16 protein-coding genes are annotated in these 21,447 nt (G+C 61.2%); 7 read left to right on the top strand and 9 right to left on the bottom strand.

From position 1 onward, the window contains the following. Nucleotides 1-2 precede the first annotated feature (2 nt). From JH25_RS05480 to JH25_RS05450, 7 genes are all read right to left on the bottom strand, one after another. A complete protein-coding gene (locus tag JH25_RS05480) occupies nucleotides 3-2,711 on the bottom strand; it encodes a nitrate reductase (protein WP_032879921.1) in 2,709 nt (902 codons plus the stop codon). After that, nucleotides 2,711-3,028, bottom strand: coding sequence for a nitrite reductase small subunit NirD (gene nirD / locus JH25_RS05475; protein ID WP_005790365.1), 318 nt, complete (start codon nucleotides 3,026-3,028; stop codon nucleotides 2,711-2,713). Before nirD ends, JH25_RS05480 begins: the two co-directional genes overlap by 1 nt. Beyond that, nucleotides 3,025-5,478, bottom strand: a complete 2,454-nt coding sequence (nirB, locus tag JH25_RS05470; RefSeq protein ID WP_032879922.1) for a nitrite reductase large subunit NirB — start codon at nucleotides 5,476-5,478, stop codon at nucleotides 3,025-3,027. The genes nirD and nirB overlap by 4 nt, the downstream gene beginning before the upstream one ends. 233 nt (nucleotides 5,479-5,711) lie before the next feature. Continuing rightward, the gene (locus JH25_RS05465) at nucleotides 5,712-7,379 is read right to left on the bottom strand and encodes a bifunctional protein-serine/threonine kinase/phosphatase (RefSeq protein ID WP_032879923.1); all 1,668 of its coding nucleotides are present in this window, start codon (nucleotides 7,377-7,379) and stop codon (nucleotides 5,712-5,714) included. Further along, nucleotides 7,379-8,590: a nitrate/nitrite transporter gene (locus JH25_RS05460; RefSeq protein ID WP_032879925.1), complete on the bottom strand. Its 1,212-nt coding sequence runs from the start codon at nucleotides 8,588-8,590 to the stop codon at nucleotides 7,379-7,381. Before JH25_RS05460 ends, JH25_RS05465 begins: the two co-directional genes overlap by 1 nt. A gap of 145 nt (nucleotides 8,591-8,735) precedes the next feature. After that, complete coding sequence (locus JH25_RS05455) at nucleotides 8,736-9,311, bottom strand: ANTAR domain-containing response regulator (protein WP_005790358.1); 576 nt, start codon at nucleotides 9,309-9,311, stop codon at nucleotides 8,736-8,738. A 13-nt stretch (nucleotides 9,312-9,324) separates the two neighbouring features. Then, on the bottom strand, nucleotides 9,325-10,524 hold the full coding sequence (locus JH25_RS05450) for a CmpA/NrtA family ABC transporter substrate-binding protein (protein ID WP_032879926.1): 1,200 nt from the start codon (nucleotides 10,522-10,524) through the stop codon (nucleotides 9,325-9,327). Between the two features lie 248 nt (nucleotides 10,525-10,772). Between JH25_RS05450 and JH25_RS05445 the strand changes: the two genes are divergently transcribed. The 5 genes from JH25_RS05445 (at nucleotide 10,773) to JH25_RS05425 (ending at nucleotide 14,018) form a co-directional block, all read left to right on the top strand. After that, nucleotides 10,773-11,684, top strand: a complete 912-nt coding sequence (locus JH25_RS05445) for a secretin N-terminal domain-containing protein (RefSeq protein ID WP_081883331.1) — start codon at nucleotides 10,773-10,775, stop codon at nucleotides 11,682-11,684. 15 nt (nucleotides 11,685-11,699) lie between these two features. Next, complete coding sequence (locus JH25_RS05440) at nucleotides 11,700-11,915, top strand: FliM/FliN family flagellar motor switch protein (RefSeq protein WP_005790352.1); 216 nt, start codon at nucleotides 11,700-11,702, stop codon at nucleotides 11,913-11,915. Nucleotides 11,916-12,080: 165 nt separating this feature from the next. Then, complete coding sequence (locus JH25_RS05435) at nucleotides 12,081-12,464, top strand: winged helix-turn-helix domain-containing protein (RefSeq protein WP_032879928.1); 384 nt, start codon at nucleotides 12,081-12,083, stop codon at nucleotides 12,462-12,464. Beyond that, nucleotides 12,457-12,918 carry a transglycosylase SLT domain-containing protein gene (locus JH25_RS05430; RefSeq protein WP_032879930.1) on the top strand — a complete coding sequence of 154 codons (462 nt, stop codon included), beginning with the start codon at nucleotides 12,457-12,459 and terminating at the stop codon, nucleotides 12,916-12,918. The genes JH25_RS05435 and JH25_RS05430 overlap by 8 nt, the downstream gene beginning before the upstream one ends. A gap of 80 nt (nucleotides 12,919-12,998) precedes the next feature. Beyond that, nucleotides 12,999-14,018, top strand: coding sequence for a quinone-dependent dihydroorotate dehydrogenase (locus tag JH25_RS05425; protein ID WP_005790346.1), 1,020 nt, complete (start codon nucleotides 12,999-13,001; stop codon nucleotides 14,016-14,018). A 127-nt stretch (nucleotides 14,019-14,145) separates the two neighbouring features. On the opposite strand, the gene rmf is transcribed toward JH25_RS05425, so the two are convergent. After that, complete coding sequence (gene rmf / locus JH25_RS28305) at nucleotides 14,146-14,361, bottom strand: ribosome modulation factor (RefSeq protein WP_002553055.1); 216 nt, start codon at nucleotides 14,359-14,361, stop codon at nucleotides 14,146-14,148. A 532-nt stretch (nucleotides 14,362-14,893) separates the two neighbouring features. On the opposite strand from rmf, the gene rlmKL reads away from it, so the two are divergent. Continuing rightward, on the top strand, nucleotides 14,894-17,158 hold the full coding sequence (rlmKL, locus tag JH25_RS05420; RefSeq protein ID WP_032879931.1) for a bifunctional 23S rRNA (guanine(2069)-N(7))-methyltransferase RlmK/23S rRNA (guanine(2445)-N(2))-methyltransferase RlmL: 2,265 nt from the start codon (nucleotides 14,894-14,896) through the stop codon (nucleotides 17,156-17,158). 230 nt (nucleotides 17,159-17,388) lie between these two features. Next, nucleotides 17,389-19,815: a sensor domain-containing diguanylate cyclase gene (locus tag JH25_RS0127345; protein WP_032879933.1), complete on the top strand. Its 2,427-nt coding sequence runs from the start codon at nucleotides 17,389-17,391 to the stop codon at nucleotides 19,813-19,815. An 81-nt stretch (nucleotides 19,816-19,896) separates the two neighbouring features. On the opposite strand, the gene dacB is transcribed toward JH25_RS0127345, so the two are convergent. After that, the gene (gene dacB / locus JH25_RS05415) at nucleotides 19,897-21,357 is read right to left on the bottom strand and encodes a D-alanyl-D-alanine carboxypeptidase/D-alanyl-D-alanine endopeptidase (RefSeq protein ID WP_005790339.1); all 1,461 of its coding nucleotides are present in this window, start codon (nucleotides 21,355-21,357) and stop codon (nucleotides 19,897-19,899) included. Between the last annotated feature and the right edge of the window lie 90 nt (nucleotides 21,358-21,447).

A 21,447-nucleotide genomic window follows, 5' to 3' on the forward strand; every position in this document is an offset into this window, starting at 1 on the left:
CCTTACACACTGATGGCGATTGGCTGCGGTTTGCTGGCCAAAAGACGTTTGATTTCCGGCACGCAGGAGCCGCATTGGGTGCCGCAACCCAGTTCCCGTTTAAGTCCATCCAGGTCCAGGCCACGTCCAACGCCCGCACACACGGCGTTTTCGCTGACGTTCTTGCAGTTGCACACAATCTTGTTGCTGGCCGTTGCGGCACCGGGTGGCGCGCTTAAAGGTGCCAACAGCCAGCGTCGCAGTTGCTCGTCGGCGCGGCCTTCCAGCCACAGGCTTTGCAACCAGTGGCGGGCCAGGGTTTCGCCGGCCAGGCGCAGGGCGGTGATACGGCCTTTTTCGATTTTCACGCGCTTGCCGATCGAGCGGCGCGGGTCGTCGTAGGCCATGACCGGACCGTCGTTCAGGCCCAGCAAGTGGTCAATCCGAGTCAACAAATGCAGGTCCGGCGCCTCGGTATGGGCTGCCCGTACCAGCAACGCAGGGCGTTCACGGCCGGCCAGGCTAAGGCTGACGTAGGCAAATTCCTCACACAGCGGGCGCAGCGCTTCGAAATGCTGCTGCACATTGCCCTCGATCAACGCGAACAGCTGCCACGGCAGTTGCACGGCTTCCAGACGCACCCCGCTGTGCTTGAGTTCAGGCTGTTTGGACAGTGGGTCAAACGCCGGTTGGGTGATCACATTGACGCCGCCCTTGAGAAAGCGGTCGCCCCAATGCATCGGCAGAAATGCCTGGCCGGGCCGTACGCTGTCATCGCTGCTGACAGCGACGATCACGCTGCCGCGACGGCTTTTCAGGCTGACCAGGTCACCTTCCTGGAAGCGGTGGCGGCGAAGCTCGTCCGGGTGCAGGCTCAACAGCGCTTCACTGACATGCCCGAACAACTGTGCGGCCGTGCCGGTGCGGCTCATACCGTGCCACTGGTCACGCAGACGGCCGGTGATCAAGGTCAGGGGGAAGCGCGCGTCCCGTTGTTCCTTGGCCGCGCGGTAAGGGTCGGCCACAAACCGCGCCCGGCCATTGTCGGTGGGGAAGATGCCATCGCTATAAAGGCGCGCTGTGCCTGTCTGTGCGCCTGTGGGAAACGGCCATTGCTGCGGGCCGAGTTGGTCGAGCAGGCCATGGCTGATACCGGACAAGTCGAGGTCACGCCCTTGAGTGAGCCCCTTGAACTCGTCAAACAGCTGCGCCGGCTGTGCAAAGGCGAACAGGCTGGGCAACCCTGGCCGTAGGCGACGCTCCAGGCGCTGTGCGAAATCTACGGTAATTGCCCAGTCCGCCCGCGCCTCTCCCGGTGGGCTGATGGCGCGGCGTACGTGGGAAATACGCCGCTCGGAGTTGGTGACCGTGCCGTCTTTTTCGCCCCAACTGGCGGCAGGCAACAGCAGGTCGGCATAAGTGGCGGTTTCGGTGGTGCGAAAAGCCTCCTGCAACACCACGAACGGGCACGCCGCCAAGGCCGCACGCACGGCGTTCTGGTCGGGCAAGGATTGTGCAGGGTTGGTGCAGGCGATCCACAGGGCCTTGATCTTGCCTGCCTGCATCTGTTCAAACAGTTCGATCGCGGTAAGGCCGGCGGGTGCAGGCAGTTGCTCCACACCCCAATAGGTGGCCACTTCAGCGCGATGTGCCGGGTTGGACGCCTCGCGGTGGCCCGGCAGCAGGTTGGACAGGCTGCCGGTTTCGCGACCGCCCATGGCATTCGGTTGACCGGTCAGGGAAAACGGCCCGCACCCCGGCCTGCCAATGGTGCCCGTGGCCAAGTGCAGGTTGATCAACGCGCTGTTTTTTGCGCTGCCGGCAGTGGATTGGTTGAGGCCCATGCACCATAGCGACAAAAAGCTGCTGGATGTGCCGACCCACTGCGCACATAGGCGCAGTTGTTCGACGCTGATCCCGCACAACTGCGTGACCATCTGCGGCGTGTAGTCATGCACCAGGCGTTTGAGCTCGGCCAGGCCATCGGTGTGGGCCTGGATGAACGCACGATCAATCCAGTCTTCCCACAGCAGCAAATGCAAAATCCCGTGAAACAACGCCACGTCCGTCCCCGGCAAGATTGCCAGGTGCAGATCAGCCAAATCGCAGGTGTCTGTACGCCGAGGATCAATCACCAGCACTTTCATCTGCGGGCGCTGCGCCTTGGCCTGCTCCAGGCGTCGGAACAATACCGGGTGGGCGTAGGCCATATTGCTGCCGACGATCATCACGCAGTCGCTGTTTTCCAGGTCTTCATAACTGCACGGCGGCGCATCGGCGCCCAGGCTGCGTTTGTAGCCGACCACCGCCGATGACATGCACAGCCGAGAATTGCTGTCGATATTGTTGGTGCCCACCAACGCCCGGGCCAGCTTGTTGAAGCTGTAGTAATCCTCGGTCAATAGTTGCCCCGAGATATAGAACGCCACGCTGTCCGGGCCGTGTTCGGCGATGGTCTCGGCGAACACGTTGGCGGCGTGATCCAGGGCGGTGTCCCAGTCGGTACGGGTACGGGCCAAACCTTTGCCCAGGCGCAACTCCGGATACAGGGCGCGTGCGCTCACGTCGCCGGTCAGGTGCAGGCTGGCGCCTTTGCTGCACAATTTGCCGAAGTTGGCCGGATGGCTCGGATCGCCTTGTACCCCCAGGATCTGCTCGCCGTCATGCTCGATCAGCACGCCGCAGCCCACGCCGCAATAACAGCAGGTGGACGCAGTGGTCTGGCGGTTCATCAACCCGCGTCCCGCAGGGCCAGCATCACCCGGCCGTTTTCTACCCGGGCCTGATGATGGTGGGCGCAGCCGATATCCGGCGCCTGGGCTTCGCCGGACGCCAGGTCAATCTGCCAGTTGTGCAGCGGGCAGGCGACGCGCTTGCCATAGATTAAGCCTTGGGAGAGCGGGCCGCCCTTGTGCGGGCAACGGTCGTCAAGGGCGAAGACTTCGTCGTCACTGGTACGAAAAATCGCGATGTCGCCTTTGGGCCCACTGATGATGCGCGAGCCCAGGGTATTGATTTCATCAAGGGCGCAGATATCCAGCCAGTTCATAGCGACACCTCCAGTTGTTTGACCGGGATAACGTCGAACTCCTTTTTCAGCAGCGGCTGTTCCAGGCGTTCCTTCCACGGGTCCTGTTCGAATGACAGCGAGAACTGCAAACGCTCATTGAGCGCCTGGCGGCGGGCCGGGTCTTCCAGAACGGCCTTCTTGATGTGCTCCATGCCCACCCGTTGCAGGTAGTGCACCGTGCGTTCCAGGTAGAACGCTTCTTCGCGGTACAGCTGCAGAAATGCGCCGTTGTATTCGCGCACTTCATCGGCGGTCTTGAGCTTGACGAAAAACTCCGCGACTTCGGTCTTGATGCCGCCGTTGCCACCGATATACATCTCCCAACCGGAGTCGACACCGATAATTCCCACGTCCTTGATGCCCGCTTCCGAACAGTTGCGTGGGCAACCGGACACCGCCAGCTTGACCTTGTGCGGTGACCACATATTGAACAGGTCATGCTCCAGTTCGATGCCCAGTTGGGTGGAATTCTGCGTGCCGAAACGGCAGAACTCGCTGCCCACGCAGGTTTTCACGGTGCGGATGGATTTGCCGTAGGCATGGCCGGACGGCATGTCCAGGTCCTTCCACACCCCTGGCAAGTCCTGCTTCTTGATGCCGAGCAAGTCGATGCGCTGGCCGCCGGTGACTTTCACCATCGGCACGTTGTACTTGTCGGCCACATCGGCGATGCGGCGCAGCTCCGAAGGATTGGTCACGCCGCCCCACATCCGTGGGACTACAGAGTAGGTGCCGTCTTTCTGAATATTGGCGTGGGCCCGTTCGTTGATCAGTCGTGATTGCGGGTCGTCCTTGGCCTCGCCCGGCCAGGTTGAAATCAGGTAGTAGTTGAGCGCGGGGCGGCAGGTGGCGCAGCCATTGGGGGTACGCCAGTTCAGGTAGCGCATGGTGCTGTCGATAGTCAGCAAGTGCTGCTCGCGGATAGCCTGACGGATCTGCCCGTGATTAAGGTCGCTGCACCCACAGATGGCCTTTTCGCTTTTGGGTTTGACGTCAGCCGCGCCGCCCACGGTGTTGATCAGGATCTGCTCAACCAGCCCGGCACAGGAACCGCAGGAGCTGGCGGCCTTGGTGTGTTTTTTCACCTCATCGACGCTGAACAGCCCTTGTTCCTGGATTGCCTTGACGATGGTGCCTTTGCACACGCCGTTGCAGCCGCAGACTTCGGCGCTGTCGGCCATGCTCATGGCTTTGTCCTGGCCTTGATGGCCCACATCGCCCAAGGCGTTCTCACCGAACATCAGGTGATCGCGGATCTCGCCAATTGCGTGGTTCTCACGGATCTGGCGGAAGTACCAACCACCATCCGCGGTATCGCCGTACAGGCACGCACCGACCAGGATGTCGTCCTTGATTACCAGCTTCTTGTATACGCCGCCGATCGGGTCGGAGAGGGTGATGGTCTCGGTGCCTTCACCGCCCATGAAGTCGCCGGCAGAAAAGAGGTCGATGCCGGTCACCTTCAGCTTGGTCGAGGTCACCGAGCCTTTGTAAGTGGCAAAGCCCAGTTGGGCCAAGTGGTTGGCGCAGACCTTGGCTTGTTCGAACAGCGGCGCCACCAGGCCATAGGCGATCCCGCGATGGCTGGCGCATTCGCCGATCGCGTAGATGCGCGGGTCGTAGGTTTGCATCGTGTCGTTGACCAGGATCCCACGGTTGCAGGGGATGCCGGACTTCTCCGCCAGTTCGGTGTTGGGGCGGATACCGGCGGCCATCACCACCAGGTCGGCGGGGATGATGTCGCCATTTTTGAATTGCACCGAGCCGACGCGACCATTACCGGCATCATGCAAGGCCTGGGTTTGCTCGCACAGGCGAAACACCAGGCCACGGCTTTCCAGTTCGGTTTGCAGCAACTGGCCGCTGGTCTTGTCCAGTTGGCGTTCCAGCAGCCATTCACCGAGATGCACCACCGTCACGTGCATACCGCGCAGCATCAGGCCGTTGGCCGCTTCCAGGCCGAGCAGGCCACCACCGATCACCACCGCGTGCTTGTGGGTCTTGGCGGTGTCGATCATCGCCTGGGTATCGGCAATGTCGCGGTAGCCAATCACGCCCTGCAAGGTGTTGCCGGGAATCGGCAGGATAAACGGCGTAGAACCGGTGGCGATCAGCAGGCGATCGTACTCGGCCTCGGTGCCGTCTTCGGCGATGACTTTGCGCTTGACCCGGTCGATCTGCACCACCTTGCGGTTGAGCAGTAGCTTGACGTTGTTATCCAGGTACCAGTCGAGGTCGTTGAGCACGATCTCTTCGAAGGTTTGCTCACCGGCCAGCACCGGCGACAGCAGGATGCGGTTGTAGTTGGTGTGGGGCTCGGCGCCGAACACGGTGATGTCGTACAGCTCGCTGCTCAGCTTGAGCAATTCTTCAAGGGTGCGAACCCCGGCCATGCCGTTGCCGATCATCACCAGTTTGAGTTTTTTCATGTCGTTCTCCGCAATGGCTCGACAAATCATGCGCAAACAAAAAAAGGCGTCCCCGCTAGTCAGCTAGCGAGGACGCCTTTGTCCTGGTCCCGTTCTCTCGGGAAGCTCGACCCTTCGACGTTGAAGGGGCGGCTATATGTGGGTTGTTGGAAGACCTAATGCAGCAGCTGTGCCAAGTTGCATACCCCCAGTTTTATTGGGCGTTTAAACAGGAGAGAGGTGGATTTTGCTCGTTAGTGGTGCAGCAGCCAGTACAGCAGCACCAGATTGATCAACAGTGAGGCCACTGCCAGGGTTTGCCAGACCTTCAGCGGCTCGCGCTCCAGCAGCGGCCGTGGCCGTACGCTCAGTTCGCGGCGGTCGGCCTGTTCCAGTACCAGCAGCCATTCTTCGGCAGTTTCATAGCGCTGTGCGGGCAGGGCGGCCACGGCGCGCTCCAGGCTGTGGGGCAACCAATCCGGCAGATCAGGGCGATAGCGGCTGGCGCTGACAGGCTGGTTGAAACGCGGGCGTTGGAAGGCTTCGATTTCGCCGTAGGGGTAATGCCCAGTCAGCAGGTAATACAAGGTCACACCGACACTATACAAATCCTGTTGCGCAGTAGGATGCTCGCCTGCGAAAGCTTCGGGCGCGATAAAACTCGGGGTGCCGGGCAGTAAGTGGGCACGGTCTTCAGAAAGGCCAGGGCAGTAGGCCAGGCCGAAGTCCAGCACCCGCAGTTCCCCGTCATCGCCCAGCAGCAGGTTTTCCGGCTTGATGTCGCGGTGCAGAATCTGTCGGCGATGCAGCAGGCCCACGGCTCGCAGCAAGCGTTCGGCGATTGACTGCCATTGCGCCAGCGGCAGCGGGCCTTGTTGTTGAAACAGCTGGGCGAGGGTCTGCCCGGGGTATTCGCGCATCACGTAGTACAAATGCTGACGACCACTGGCGGCATGCACCTCCGGAAAGGCACGGCCAGCGACGCGGCGCAGAAACCATTCCTCCGATAACAAGGCTTGGGCGGCGTCGGTGTCATCGTGGCGCAAGGGCAAGGTCTTGAGCAGCCAGGGTTGCCGCTGCGCATCGTGCACGCGGTACAGCAACGATTGCCGACTCTGCGCGAGCACGCTTTGCACCTCCCAGCCTTCAAAGATCTGCCCAACCTTCAGCGGCGGCGGCGTTGGCCATTGCTGCAACTGCACCAAGGCGTCGCCGAGGGTGGCGGCGCCGAGTTGGTCGATGCGCACCAGCAAGGCGCTGGCGTTGTCTTGGCTGCCGGCCAGGTGGGCGGCGCTGACCAGGGTGCTGACGGCCAGGTCGAGGTCGTCTTGCTCACGCAGAATCGCGCCGATGCTGTGATCGCCCAACGTCGCCCACACCCCGTCGCTGAGCAAGAGGAAACATTCGCCCTCGCGCAATTGGCCGTCGAGGAAGTCCAGCACCAGGTGCTGATCCAGGCCAAGGGCGCGTTTGAGTACGTGCTGCATACCCGGCTGTTCCCACACATGGTCTTCGCTGAGGCGTTGCAACTCGCCGTCGAACCAGCGATATGCACGGCAATCACCGACATGGGCCAGCGTGAAGCGTTGGCCGCGAAACACCAGGGCGCTGAGGGTGGTGAGCAACGGTTGCCCACCACCGTTGGCTTGCAGCCAGCGATTTTGCGCGACCAACAGACGTTCGAGCGCCTGGGCCACCCCCCAGGTCTGCGGCGTGGCGTAGTAGTCCAGCGCCAGCGCCTGCAAGGTCGAGCGCGCGGCCAGGCCACCGTCGGCGCATTGGCTGACGCCATCGGCCAGTGCGCACAGGTAGCCTTTGCTCGCCGCCAGTTCCGCCATGGGCGTGACCACCCGCAGCGCGTCCTGGTTTTCACTGCGTGGGCCAATGGCGCTGGCCTGGGCGACGCTCAGTCGAAGGCTCATCAGACGCGGGCAGCGGTGACCGCAGCCGAGCCCCAGGTGGTTCTCCAGCGGCGCTTGACGCCATGCAGGCCAAACCAGGCCAGCACTCCGAGGCTGGCGAACAACCACAGCGCCAACTGGTAACTGCCGGTGCTCTGTTTGATCGCGCCCATGCCGGCGGCGAGGGCGAAGCCGCCGATGCCACCGGCCATGCCGATCAAGCCGGTCATTACGCCGATCTCAGTGCGAAAACGCTGCGGCACCAATTGGAATACCGCGCCATTTCCGGCACCCAGGCCGAGCATGGTGCAGACGAAAAGCGCCAGCGCCGCGTAGGAGCTGGGCAGGTTGAAACCCACTGCGGCAATACAGATCACCGCCACGCTGTACATGCCGAGCAGGGTCTTGATCCCGCCAAAACGGTCGGCCAGGGCGCCGCCCAGCGGGCGCATCAGGCTGCCACCGAACACGCAGGCCGCGGTGTAGTAACCGGCGGTCACCGGGCTCAGGCCGTATTGGTCGTTGAAGTAGCCGGGCAGGGCGCTGGCCAGGCCGATGAAGCCACCAAAGGTCACGCTGTAGAAGAACATGAACCACCAGCTGTCGCGGTCGCCCAGGGCCTTGAAGTAGTCGGCCATGGACTTGGCTTTCGGACGTTGTGGCGCGTTGCGTGCGAGCCAGGCGAATACGATCAGGGTAAGGACCAGCGGAATCAGCGCAAAGCCGAACACATTGCTCCAGCCGAACGCAGCCGCCAGCACCGGTGCCAGCAAGGCGGCAAATACGGTGCCGGAATTACCGGCACCGGCGATGCCCATGGCCTTGCCCTGGTGCTCTGCGGGATACCACTGCGATGCCAGGGGCAGAGCCACGGCAAAGGAGGCACCGGCCATGCCCAGAAACACGCCCAGCAGCAAGGCTTGCTCGTAACTGTGGATCCCCAGCTTCCAGGCGCAGAACAGCGCCACGATCACAATCACTTGGCCTATCAGCCCAGCGGTCTTGGGTGACAGCTTGTCGGCCAACATGCCCATCAGAAAACGCAGGACCGCGCCCGCCAGGATCGGCGTGGCCACCACCAGGCCGCGCTGCTGGGTGGTCAGGTGCAGGTCGGCGGCAATTTGCACCGCCAGCGGGCCCAACAGGTACCAGACCATGAAACTCAGGTCGAAATACAGGAACGCGGCAAACAGGGTCGGGGTATGCCCGGATTTCCAGAAGCTTGATTTCATCACGCACCTCAACGGTTGGGGGTCTGAAACGAAAAAACGCCGCCACCGGGTTCGCGAGGGCAAACCGGGTGGGCGACGTCTTTGTCGTGGAGGGGCAACCGCCGTTGGTTACCTGTGAGGATTCTTTAGCAAGAGCTGAGCCAGATCAGCCGAGCAACTCGCTCATGGCAATAATCTGCTCTGCCACCTGGATCAGTTTCTGCTGGCGACTCATGGCCTGACGGCGCATCAGGGTGTACGCCTCTTCTTCATTACAGCTCTTCATTTTCATCAGCAGGCCCTTGGCCAACTCGATGCGTTTACGTTCGGCCAATTGCAGGTCGCGGGCCTGCAACTGCGCGCGCAGGGCCTGGTCACTCTCGAAGCGGGCCATGGCCACATCAAGGATCGGTTGCAGGCGTTGGGCCTGAATGCCTTCGACGATATAGGCACTGACGCCGGACTTGATTGCCTGGCGCATCACATTCGGGTCATGCTCATCGGTAAACATCACGATAGGCCGGGGCTGGTCGCGGCTGACCAACACCACTTGCTCCATCACATCGCGGCCGGGTGACTCGGTATCGATCAGGATCACGTCCGGGCGCACTGTTTCGACGCGTGCGGGCAGGTCGATGGTCAGGCCGGATTCATCGATCACCTCGAAGCCGGCTTCGGTCAGGGCGGCCTTGAGGCGCCCGACCTTGCGCGGGGTGTCATTGATCAACAGGATTCGTAGCATCATTGAGCTCCTGTCAGCGCAGCGCTTGACGGTGGTTGTCATCGCCCAGGGCATTGAGGCGGAAGCTGCGGGCGTAACCGGCGGGGTCGGAGCCGTCCCAGATTTTGCCGTCGATCAATTGACTGCTGCGCATCGGCGCGTCGCCAACGCTGAGGCCCAGCGCATCGGCGGCCTGGCGATACAGTGCCAATTGCTGGACCTGGCAGGCGACGCCGAGGTAGTCAGGGTCTTCACGCAACAAGCCCCAACGCCGGAACTGGGTCATGAACCACATGCCGTCGCTGAGGTAGGGCAAATTCACCTCGCCACCGGCGAAAAAGCGCAAAGCATGGGGATCCTGCCACTGGTTACCCAAGCCGTCCTCGTAATGACCCAGCAGACGCGGCTCGATGCAGTCCAACGGGGCGTCGAGGTAGTCGCGAGCGCTGAGCAACTGCGCGGTGGAACGGCGGTTTTCAATGCTCTGTTCGATAAACCGGCTGGCCTCGAGGATCGCCATGACCAATAGGCGGGCGGTATTGGGAAACGCGTCGACGAACGCCTGGGTGCAGCCCAGGACCTTTTCCGGATGATTGGGCCAGATCGCCTGGGTGGTCGCCAGAGTAAAGCCTTGATGATGTTGCACTGCACTGGCACTCCAAGGCTCGCCGACACAAAAACCGTCGATGCGTCCGGCCTGCAGGTGCGCCACCATTTGCGGCGGCGGCACCACCACGCTGTTCACATCCTGCAATGGATGAATGCCTTGGCTCGCCAGCCAGTAATACAACCACATGGCGTGGGTGCCCGTGGGAAATGTCTGGGCGAAGGTCAGTTTTGTCCGGCTTTGGTGCACGTGGCGTTCCAGCGCTTCAGGAGTGACCACTCCCTGGTGTTGCAGGCCGTGGGACAGGTTGATGCTCTGACCGTTCTGGTTGAGGCCCATCAGTACGGCCATGTCGGTAGGCGCAACGCCGCCGATGCCCAGATGCACGGCATAGATCAGCCCGTACAGACCGTGGGCGGCGTCCAGCTCGCCACTGACCAGCTTGTCCCGCAGGTTGGCCCAGGATGATTGGCGCTTGAGGTTCAGTGTGAGGCCGTAGGGCTGGGCGAAGCCCTGGGTGGCAGCGACCACCAGCGACGCGCAATCGGTCAGGGCCATGAACCCCAGGTCAAGGCTGCTCTTTTCCGGGGCATCGCTGCCGTTTACCCAAGCCAGCGGATCGTTCATCAATACCTGCCTTTTCTGAAAAAAAAACGCGTCGTTTCCCGGCTTGGCGTGACAGGCCATTGCCGGGTAACGACGCCTTTGTCCGTAGGCCCGCGCCGCCTTTGGTGCGGGCCTGATACAAAGTGCGAAGCAAGGCACATGCCACGGGGGCGTGGTGCAGTCTGCCGTCAACTTTCCATCATGATTGAACCTCTTGCGCCTCGCAGTATGGCCGCTTCTTCAGGCCAGATCGCCCAGGAATACCCACGGTGCACACTGATTCCCCGAACCCCATGAACTGCCGCTGGCTGCACTGCGGGTTACTGTGTGCCGCCCTGTTGCTGGGTAGCCGCGCAGCCTGGGGCCAGGCCTACCAGGCGCAGGATGAAGGTCTGGATACTTTCTTTACCGCGCTCTCGGGGCCATTGGGCCTGCCTGTGGTCACCAGCCGTGCGGTGGCGCGCAGGCACATCAGCGGAACCTTCGACTTTGCAGCGCCGCAACGGGTCCTGGAAACCCTCGCTGAGCAGCAAGACCTGATCTGGCACCGCAGCGGGCAAGTGGTGCATCTCTACACCGCCGATGAGGTGCGTAGTTCTGCGGTAGTGCTGCGGCATATCTCGGTCAGTCGGCTGCGCGGCATCATGCGGCGTGCGGGGCTGGATGAGCCGCGCTACCCATTGCGTGAGAGCGGGGCACGTACGTTCTACGTTTACGGGCCACCGAGCTATGTCGATCATGTCTTGCGGCTGGCCAGCCTGATGGACCAGCCACGCCGCAAGCAGCCCGAAGGCGCAACGGCATTCGGCGTTGTCCAGGTGATCAATGCAGCTGTTCAGGACCGCCAGCAAGGAGAGGGTGCCAATAAGGTCCGCGTACCGGGTATGGCTGCCATGATCGAAGCCCGGCTATCCCCTGAGCAGAAAGGTCAATTGGCAGACGGTAGCCTGGTGTTGGTGGCCTATTCGGATACCAACAGTTTGTTGATCAAGGGCCAGCCTGCCCAGGTGAGTCTTATCGAAAAACTGGTGGCGGAGCTGGATAGCGCCACGGTCCAGGATGACGTTTCGTCAGGCCCTGACCCATTACCGCCACCTCCCGCGCCTGCGCAATTGAGCACAGCACAACATGAGCGTGTGCAGCGTGCGTTCCTGCGCACCGATCGTGAGTTTTCCCCATGAAAAAGGCGTTTGTCCATGCACCTGGAAATACTGCTGCAGGAGCAATTGATCAGCCGCAAGCGTTTGGCTGCGTTCGCACCGGGGAAGGTGCTGCCTCTGGATCCAGGGGCGACTCGATGTGTGGAGGTACGGGTCAATGGGCAACTGATGGCGTTGGGTGAGCTGGTGCAACTGGAGGATCGGCTGGGGGTTGAGTTGCAGGAGACGTATCAGGAATGGCTACCCCAATAAGTGCGTCAGGAGAATTGTCTGACCGAAAGTTTCCAAAAAAGGGCGCCCGAATGGGCTTTGTCCTAGCGCGAGCCGTAGGCCGGTTTTTTATAGTCGTGACATTGGCAGGTGAGCCGGTACGGAAACTAAGGATGTGAATGTCAGTAGTAAAAAGCAGAGGTGCGTATGGCCGTCGTGATTGATGAATCGACGACCTCCCTGGTCTTCGCTCGCTGGACCTTGCATGGCGATGGCCGGTTGACGGGCGGCGATGCGGATATTCAGTTGCCGCCCAAGGAGTGGCATGTGCTGCGATTGTTGCTGGCCTCCGGTGGCACGCTGATGACCAAGGATCGCCTGCTGGAGCTGGCCTGGCCCCGGGGAGAGGTGGCCGATGAGTCACTGACGCGCTGTATCTATTCCCTGCGCAAACATTTGAGGGCCGACAAAGGGTTTATCAAGACGATTTATGGCAAGGGGTATCGCTTTACGTGCCCGGTGCGGGTGGGGGAACCACCACGGGGTGTCGTGCATGTGTGCTCTGTGTGTGGCCAGGCCAGCAATGCTTAAGGTTTGGAGCGTGGTACTGCTGCTCAGTGGGCTGATGGGCAGTCACCAGGTACTGGCCTATTGCTGGGACGAGGCGGCCAGCCGGTACGATCTCGAACCGGAACTGTTGCAGGCTATCGCTGATGTCGAATCGGGTTTGCGCGTGCAGGCGATCAACTACGCCAACCGCAATGGCACGCGTGATATCGGCTTGATGCAGATCAACAGCATCCACCTGCCGCGTTTGCTCAAACAGGGCATTACCGAGGAGCGGTTGTTGAGCGAACCTTGTTTGTCGGTGCAAGTCGGTGCCTCGATTCTGGCCGAGTTTATTCAGCGTTTCGGCTACAACTGGATGGCGGTGGGTTCCTACAATGTTGGACCGGGCCCTGGCCCGCAGCGTGAGGCGTTGCGCCAGCGCTACGCCGAAAGGATCTGGGTGCGTTATCAGGCGTTGATTGCTCAGCGCCGATGACCGCAGCACGCCTCGCATGAGGCCCGCCACCCCGGCTATAATCGCGTCACCTTTTGCCGCCATCCGAGTCTAGCCCGCCCATGTATACCTTGGCCCGCCAGCTGTTGTTCAAACTCTCCCCGGAAACCTCCCACGATCTGTCCCTGGACTTGATCGGTGCCGGTGGCCGCCTGGGGCTCAATGGCCTGGTATGCAAGGCTGCGGCGAAAGTGCCGGTGTCGGTGATGGGCCTGGATTTTCCCAATCCGGTCGGCCTGGCAGCCGGCCTGGACAAAAACGGCGCGGCCATCGACGGGTTTGCACAGTTGGGGTTCGGCTTCGTTGAAATCGGCACCGTGACGCCACGGCCACAGCCGGGAAATCCCAAGCCACGCATTTTCCGCCTGCCGGACGCAGAGGCGATCATCAATCGCATGGGTTTCAACAACCTCGGCGTCGATCACCTGTTATCGCGGGTTCAAGCGGCAAAATACACAGGCATCCTCGGGATCAATATCGGCAAGAACTTTGACACGCCGGTGGAGCGTGCAGTGGACGATTACCTGATCTGCCTGGACAAGGTTTATGCCCACGCCAGCTACGTCACCGTCAACGTCAGCTCGCCCAATACCCCGGGCCTGCGTAGCCTGCAATTCGGTGACTCCCTCAAACAACTGCTCGAAGCCTTGCGCCAGCGTCAGGAAGACTTGGCCGTGCGTCATGGCAAGCGCGTACCCCTGGCAATCAAGATCGCCCCGGACATGAGCGATGAAGAAACCGTACTGGTGGCCCAGGCCCTGGTGGATGCGGGCATGGACGCAGTGATTGCGACCAACACCACCCTCAGCCGCGTGGGCGTCGAGGGGCTGGCCCATGGCGACGAGGCGGGCGGCCTGTCCGGCGCGCCGGTACGGGACAAGAGCACCCATATCGTCAAGGTGCTGGCGGCCGAGTTGGCCGGGCGTTTGCCGATCATCGCGGTGGGCGGTATTACCGAAGGCAAGCACGCGGCCGAGAAGATCGCGGCTGGCGCCAGCCTGGTGCAGTTGTACTCCGGCTTTATCTATAAGGGGCCGGCGTTGATTCGCGAGTCGGTGGATGCCATCGCTGCCCTGCGCTGACAATCTGCCAGGCAATAAAAAGGGCTCCATAAAGGAGCCCCTGGGCCGAAGCCCGCCGCCCGGATGGGGCGCGCGTGGTTAAGTCGTTACTCATTCAAAGATGTGTGTCGGAATAAAATGCCCCTGATTAGCCGACGGCGTGAAGTTCGTTGAGTCTGTGGATGCCCGCAGTGCCAGTCATACCGTCCCAATTGTCGCCGCGTCCTTCTCGCCAGCCGTTGATCCAGGCTTGGCGTACCGACGGTAGAGTAAATGGGCAAAGCTCACGGGATTTTCCATGAACGCCATATTGATATCCGCGTAAAAATGCTCTTTCCAACGGATCACGCTTAAGTCTTCTCATAGGGTGTTTCCCTCACTTGTTGACTGTCTAGATATCCTTCGGCCTTGTCCAAGGCCGGGCAGAGTTTTTCTGCCGTTGGTGGGCTCGCTGCCGGCGTGGCGAGCCGATGTGTCGGCGTCGTTACGGCGCCAACCTGTGTTGAGTTCTAACCAATAGGTCACATGTATTCAATGATCGTTTTGTCATAAGCACGTAACGATAACGATGCTATAGCCATAAGCTGGGATGGTTTTTCGCCCCTTTTATGCAGCAAAGCCAGCTATGATGTGCCCTGCACAGCGAAGCGGGTTAATCCTTTAGTGAGAATGCCCGCCTGTTGCAGTCGGTTATTATTCGACGAAGGGTCTGAATATTTCCTTTTGTTGCTTCACATTGTTTCTCTGCCCCGTCAAACAAGGCTCAACGGCCCGGAAAGCGGGGTGGGACGGCACATTCGTGCCACGCGAGCACTCTTCAAGAAAAGTGCTTGATTGAAAACCGAACCGGCGATGCGTCGCCGGTTCACTTATTGCTGAAAAGCCTGGAATGCCCCATGTCGGACCGTTTTGAACTCTTCCTCACCTGCCCCAAGGGCCTCGAAGGCCTGCTGATCGAGGAAGCCGTCGGGCTTGGCCTTGAGGAAGCCCGCGAGCACACCTCGGCCGTGCGCGGCATGGCCGACATGGAAACCGCCTACCGCTTGTGCCTCTGGTCGCGCCTGGCCAACCGCGTGTTGCTGGTACTCAAGCGTTTCCCGATGAAAGACGCCGAGGATCTTTACCACGGCGTGCTGGACATCGAATGGGCTGACCACATGGTCCCCGACGGTACCCTCGCGGTGGAGTTCAGCGGTCACGGCTCGGGCATCGACAACACCCACTTCGGCGCGCTGAAGGTCAAGGATGCGATCGTCGACAAGCTGCGCACCCCAACCGGCGAGCGTCCATCCATCGACAAGATCAACCCGGACCTGCGCATTCACCTGCGCCTGGACCGTGGCGAAGCGATCCTGTCCCTGGACCTTTCCGGCCACAGCCTGCACCAGCGTGGCTACCGCCTGCAGCAGGGCGCGGCACCGCTGAAGGAAAACCTGGCAGCGGCGATCCTGATTCGTGCCGGCTGGCCACGCATTGCTGCCGAAGGCGGCGCGCTGACCGACCCGATGTGCGGCGTCGGCACCTTCCTGGTTGAAGGCGCGATGATCGCCGCCGACATGGCCCCCAACCTCAACCGCGAGCTGTGGGGTTTCACCACGTGGCTGGGCCACGTCCCGGCGCTGTGGAAAAAGCTGCACACCGAGGCCAGCGAGCGTGCGGCCATTGGTATGAACAAGCCACCGTTGTGGGTCCGCGGTTACGAAGCCGACCCGCGCCTGATTCAACCCGCCCGCAATAACATCGAACGCGCCGGCCTGAGCCACTGGATCAAGGTGTACCAGGGCGAAGTGGGCACGTTCGAGCCGCGCCCGGACCAGAACCAGAAAGGCCTGGTGATCTGCAACCCACCCTACGGTGAGCGCCTGGGTGACGAAGCCAGCCTGTTGTACCTCTACCAGAACCTCGGCGAGCGCCTGCGCCAGGCCTGCATGGGCTGGGAAGCCGCGGTGTTCACCGGCGCGCCGGACCTGGGCAAGCGCATGGGCATCCGCAGCCACAAACAGTATTCGTTCTGGAACGGCGCGCTGCCGTGCAAATTGCTGCTGATCAAGGTCAACCCGGATCAGTTCGTCACCGGCGAACGTCGCACGCCGGAGCAGCGCCAGGCTGAGCGTGAGCAAGCGGCTTACGACCAGGCGCCGACCGAGCCCGTTGAGCGCCAGTACAACAAGAACGGCAACCCGATCAAGCCAGCCCCGGCCCCGGTGGTCGAACAGGCGCGCTTGAGCGAAGGCGGGCAGATGTTTGCCAACCGCCTGCAAAAGAACCTCAAGCTGCTGGGCAAATGGGCCAAGCGTGAAGGCGTGGATTGCTACCGTGTGTATGACGCCGACATGCCCGAGTACTCCATGGCCATCGACCTGTACCACGATTGGGTTCACGTACAGGAATACGCGGCACCAAAATCCATCGACCCGGAAAAAGCTTCGGCGCGCATGTTCGACGCCCTGGCAGCGATTCCCCAGGCCCTGAACGTCGACAAGAGCCGCGTGGTGGTCAAGCGTCGCGAGCGTCAGAGCGGCACCAAGCAATACGAACGCCAGAGCGCCCAGGGCAAGTTCACCGAGGTCAGCGAAGGTGGCGTGAAGCTGCTGGTCAACCTCACCGACTACCTGGATACCGGCCTGTTCCTCGACCACCGCCCGATGCGTATGCGCATCCAGAAAGAAGCGGCCGGCAAGCGCTTCCTCAACCTGTATTGCTACACCGCCACCGCCAGCGTCCATGCTGCCAAGGGTGGAGCGCGCAGCACCACCAGCGTCGACCTGTCCAAAACCTATCTGGACTGGGCGCGTCGCAACTTCTCCCTTAACGGTTTCTCCGACAAGAACCGCCTGGAGCAGGGTGATGTCATGGCGTGGCTGGAGGCCAGTCGCGATGAGTTCGATATGATTTTCATCGATCCGCCGACCTTCTCCAACTCCAAGCGCATGGAAGGTATCTTCGACGTGCAGCGTGACCACGTGCAGTTGCTCGACCTGGCCATGGCGCGCCTGGCGCCGGGTGGCGTGCTGTACTTCTCCAACAACTTCCGCAAGTTCCAGTTGGAAGACAACCTCAGCGAACGCTATGCGGTCGAAGAGATCAGCGACAAGACCATCGACCCGGATTTTGCGCGCAATGCGAAGATCCACCGGGCCTGGAAAATCACTGCTCGCTGATTAATATCAGCAGTTCTGAATGCGCCGAGTATCCAGTGTGGGAGGGGGCTTGCTCCCGATAGCAGAGTATCAGTCACCAATGGAATGGCTGATCCACCGCTATCGGGAGCAAGCCCCCTCCCACATTAAGCCCCTGCAGTTTTTAGGCTGGTCAAACACCCGACCAATGGCTATAACTTAAACCCCAGCCAACGTGACACCCCCGCACACTGGCGTTGTGAGTGTTGCCTATGCCGATGCAAGCTGTCCGCCCAAAAATCCTTGGTTTTATCAGTGAACAGGCGTCGGCTTGGCTGGTGGCATTGGTGGTGTTGTTGGCTGGCAGCGCGTTGACGATGGTTGTCGCGTGGGCGACTGCCGACCTGTATCAGCAACAGGTGCGCCAGCGTTTCCAGTTGCTGGTCAATGAGCGCTACACCCGCATCCAGGAGCGTTTTGAGGATCAGGAGCTACGCCTGGGTAGCCTGCAGCGTTTCTTCATCAACTCCGGCGATGTCTCCCGTGCCGAGTTCGACGGCTTCGCCCAGCCACTGCTGCTCAATGCGCGTGCCTACGCCTGGGCACCGCGCATATTTCGTGAGCAGCGCAGGGCGTTCGAGCGAGAGATTTCCCGTCAGCGTGGCATCCCTTTCAGCATCCGTGAACTCAATGGCTTGGGTGAGTTGGCGCCCGCGCCCGAGCGCGATGAATACGTACCGGTGTTGTACAGCCAGACGCAGAGCTTGCTGGGTTCGCCCTTGGGGTTTGACCTGCTGGCCCAGCCCTTGCGCCGTTCAGCCCTGGAGCGTGCGCAAAAAAACGCCAGGCCGGCAGTGTCACAGCCCATGCAATTGGTGGGCGTGGAGCCTGCCTACGCGGCCGGCGTGCTGCTGGTGGCGCCAGTGAGCAAAGCTGTTGGCAGCGAGCCCTACGGATTTGTCATGGCGGTGCTCAGCATGCGCCAACTGGTGGCCGATGGGTTGCCCAAACCGAATCGCGATAATCTGGTCATGCAGATCGTCGACACCTCCGATACGCAGCAACGGGTGTTGTATGCATCCAGCAATACGGTGGGCAACAGCGACCTGACGGCGACACGCCGCCTCACCCTTGGCGATCACGTCTATGCCCTGAGCCTGCGTGCCAGCGAGGTGTTCGACAAGGCCAATCATTCCTCGATGAATACCATTCTGGGCATGGGTGTGCTGCTCAGCGCCTTGCTCAGTGCCTTGCTCTACGTGCTGGTCAGCCAGCGCCAGCGTGCGCTGAAACTGGTGGAACAGCGCACCGTGCAGTTGCGCTTGCGTGAGCAAGAGTTGCGTGGGGCTCACGGGCAATTACGCAGTGTGCTGAATGCGGCGACTCAGGTCGCGATCATCGCCACCGATTTGCGCGGTGTGATCAACACCTTCAATGCTGGCGCCGAACAGATGTTGGGTTTCAAGGCAGAAGAGGTGCTGGGTCGCCTGACCCTGGAAAGCCTGCACCTGGCGGTGGAGCTCGAAGCGCGGGCTGTGCCGTTGAGCCTGGCGCTAGGCAAGCGTATTGCGCCGAGCCAGGCAATGCTGGTGGAGAGCCCTGACAGCCTGCATGAAGCTCGCGAGTGGACGCTGGTGCGCAAGGACGGTACCCAACTGACGGTCAACATGCTGGCCACCGTGCTCCTGGACGACTTTGGCCTGTGGGTCGGACACTTGGCAATTTACCTGGATATCACCGAGCAAAAGCGCGCCTATGAAGCCCTGGCCGCCCGGGACCGTCTGCTGAAAAAACTCAGTGCTCATGTGCCTGGCGGGATTTTCCAGTTCACCCAGGACCTGCAGGGCAATGGGCGTTTCATCTACGCCAGCGAAGGTATGCGCGATATCTATGAAATCGAACTTGGCGCATTACAGCAGGATGCAGGCAAGGTCATGGAACGCATTCACCCCTTGGACATCGAGCGGGTGCGTGCCTCGATACGTTTGTCGGCATTGCAATTGAGCCATTGGCGCGAAGAGTATCGCGTGCAATTGCCCCAGCGGGGCCTGCGCTGGATTCGCGGCGAAGCGACACCCGAGGAGCTGCCTGGAGGCGGTACGCTTTGGCACGGCTATGTGTCGGATATTTCCGATCTCAAACGGGTCGAGGAAGAACTGCGCGCGCTCTCCATCACTGACTCTCTGACGGGCATCTATAACCGGCGTTATTTTCAGGATCGGCTCAAGGGCGAGATGCTGCGGATCAACCGCACCTCGGGTGCGTTGTCGTTGATCATGCTCGATATCGATCACTTCAAGCGCATCAACGACCAGCATGGTCACGCCGTGGGCGACGGGGTGTTGCAGGAGTTGTGCAAGCGCATAGGCCAGCGCTTGCGCCGTACCGACGTGTTTTGCCGCCTGGGTGGGGAAGAATTCGTGGTGCTGTGCCCAAGCACCAATGGTGCCCAGGCCTATAGCCTGGCATCTCAGTTGTGGCAGTCGTTGCGCGATACGCCGATGGAACCGGTGGGCATCGTCACTGCCAGCTTTGGCGTGGCCAGTTGGCGGACCGATGAAGATATCGATGGGTTGCTGCTGCGCGCTGATTCGGCAGTGTATGTGGCCAAGCAGGCGGGCAGGGACCGGGTCGAGGCGTGTGGGAGCGAGCAAGCCCTACTGACTGTAGGAGCGAGCTTGCTCGCGAAAAAACCATAGACGCCGCGTGTACTCAGGAAACACGCGTGATCGTTGACGTTTTTCGCGAGCAAGCTCGCTCCTGCAGGGTAGTGTGATGCTTTACAGAACCGGCGCGGCTGCAACGGCCTTCGGCTGGCGATACAGGTCCAGGAGCACCTGGTCCAACACCGATGACGCGCCCCAAGGCTTGGAGTCGTTGAGAATCGCCACCACCGCCCAAGTGTTGCCGTTGTTGTCACGGCTGAACCCGGCAATGGCGCGCACGGTGTTCAGGGTACCGGTTTTCACGTGAGCTTCACCGCGCATCGCTGTGGTCTTCAGGCGTTTGCGCATGGTGCCGTCAGTGCCGGCGATTGGCATCGAACTGATGTACTCCGCCGCGTAGGGGCTTTTCCAGGCGGCTTGCAGCATGGCCGCCATTTCGCGAGCGCTGACCCGTTCGGCGCGGGACAGGCCGGAGCCGTTCTCCATTACCAGGTGCGGTGCGGTGATGCCTTTTTTGGCCAGCCATTGGCGCACGACGCGTTGCGCGGCCTTGGCATCGTCGCCATCGGCATCGTTGCGAAATTGCGCGCCCAGGCTCAGGAACAGTTGCTGGGCCATGGTGTTGTTGCTGTATTTGTTGATGTCGCGAATGATTTCCGCCAGGTCCGGCGAGAATGCGCGGGCCAGCACCTTGGCATCCTTGGGCACTGGCGCCTGGATATCGCGGCCCTGGATGGTGCCGCCCAGCTCCTTCCAGATCGCACGCACGGCGCCGGCGGTGTAGGTGGCGTGGTCGAGCAGTGACAGGTAAGTCTGCGAGCTGCAGCCATCAGCCAGTTGGCCGCTGACGGTCACGGTCACACTGCCGTCGGCGGCGGTCACCGGGTTGTAACGCACGTCACCGGTGCACTGTTTGGCGTTGGTGACTTTCACCTGGTTGTCGATGCGAATGCTGGCAATCGGCGGTTCGACCGACACGATCACGCGTCCCGAATCATTACGGGTCACGAAGCGCAGGGCCTTGAGGTTGACCAGCAAGGCATCGGGCTTGACCAGGAACGGCTTGTTCTCGTCGTTGCCGTCGTCATTGAAATCAGGCAACAGCGGCTGGTTGAAGAAGTTGCGATCCAGTACCAGGTCGCCGGTGACCTGCTGCACGCCATTGGCACGCAGGTCGCGCATCAGCAGCCAGAGCTTTTCCATGTTCAGCTTGGGATCGCCGCCGCCCTTGAGGTACAGGTTGCCGCGCAACACGCCACCGCTGAGGGTGCCGTCGGTGTAGAACTCGGTCTTCCACTGGTGGTTGGGGCCGAGCATCTCCAGGGCCGCGTAAGTGGTCACCAGCTTCATGGTAGAGGCCGGGTTCACCGATACGTCGGCATTGAATACGGTTGGCGTACCGGGGCCGTTCAGAGGCAGCATTACCAGAGACAACGCGGTATTGGGCAGTTTGGCTTTCTGCAAGGCCTGCGCGACGCTGGGGGGCAGGGCAGTATTGATGGGGGCGGCAGTGGCCGAAAGGGCCAAAGGCAAAAGGACACTGGCAAGTAATACAGAACGCAACGATTTGATCATAAGAAATAAAACCCTACTGCTGAGAAGGGTGAAAAAGGCGAGGGGTATATAAGAAAATCCCTCAATGGTCACGAAAGTGTCGGCATTATG

The organism is Pseudomonas sp. BRG-100, from assembly GCF_000737955.1.
Classification (GTDB): Bacteria; Pseudomonadota; Gammaproteobacteria; order Pseudomonadales; family Pseudomonadaceae; genus Aquipseudomonas; species Aquipseudomonas synxantha_A.

Excerpts from the sequence above, each read along its gene's own strand:
- JH25_RS05480 (WP_032879921.1), bottom strand. The coding sequence starts at position 2,711 with ATGAACCGCCAGACCACTGCGTCCACCTGCTGTTATTGCGGCGTGGGC.
- JH25_RS05465 (WP_032879923.1), bottom strand. The coding sequence starts at position 7,379 with ATGAGCCTTCGACTGAGCGTCGCCCAGGCCAGCGCCATTGGCCCACGC.
- rlmKL (WP_032879931.1), top strand. The coding sequence starts at position 14,894 with ATGTCGGACCGTTTTGAACTCTTCCTCACCTGCCCCAAGGGCCTCGAA.
- nirD (WP_005790365.1), bottom strand. The coding sequence starts at position 3,028 with ATGAACTGGCTGGATATCTGCGCCCTTGATGAAATCAATACCCTGGGC.
- nirB (WP_032879922.1), bottom strand. The coding sequence starts at position 5,478 with ATGAAAAAACTCAAACTGGTGATGATCGGCAACGGCATGGCCGGGGTT.
- rmf (WP_002553055.1), bottom strand. The coding sequence starts at position 14,361 with ATGAGAAGACTTAAGCGTGATCCGTTGGAAAGAGCATTTTTACGCGGA.
- JH25_RS05450 (WP_032879926.1), bottom strand. The coding sequence starts at position 10,524 with ATGAACGATCCGCTGGCTTGGGTAAACGGCAGCGATGCCCCGGAAAAG.
- JH25_RS05455 (WP_005790358.1), bottom strand. The coding sequence starts at position 9,311 with ATGCTACGAATCCTGTTGATCAATGACACCCCGCGCAAGGTCGGGCGC.
- JH25_RS05440 (WP_005790352.1), top strand. The coding sequence starts at position 11,700 with ATGCACCTGGAAATACTGCTGCAGGAGCAATTGATCAGCCGCAAGCGT.
- dacB (WP_005790339.1), bottom strand. The coding sequence starts at position 21,357 with ATGATCAAATCGTTGCGTTCTGTATTACTTGCCAGTGTCCTTTTGCCT.
- JH25_RS05460 (WP_032879925.1), bottom strand. The coding sequence starts at position 8,590 with ATGAAATCAAGCTTCTGGAAATCCGGGCATACCCCGACCCTGTTTGCC.
- JH25_RS0127345 (WP_032879933.1), top strand. The coding sequence starts at position 17,389 with ATGCCGATGCAAGCTGTCCGCCCAAAAATCCTTGGTTTTATCAGTGAA.
- JH25_RS05430 (WP_032879930.1), top strand. The coding sequence starts at position 12,457 with ATGCTTAAGGTTTGGAGCGTGGTACTGCTGCTCAGTGGGCTGATGGGC.
- JH25_RS05425 (WP_005790346.1), top strand. The coding sequence starts at position 12,999 with ATGTATACCTTGGCCCGCCAGCTGTTGTTCAAACTCTCCCCGGAAACC.
- JH25_RS05435 (WP_032879928.1), top strand. The coding sequence starts at position 12,081 with ATGGCCGTCGTGATTGATGAATCGACGACCTCCCTGGTCTTCGCTCGC.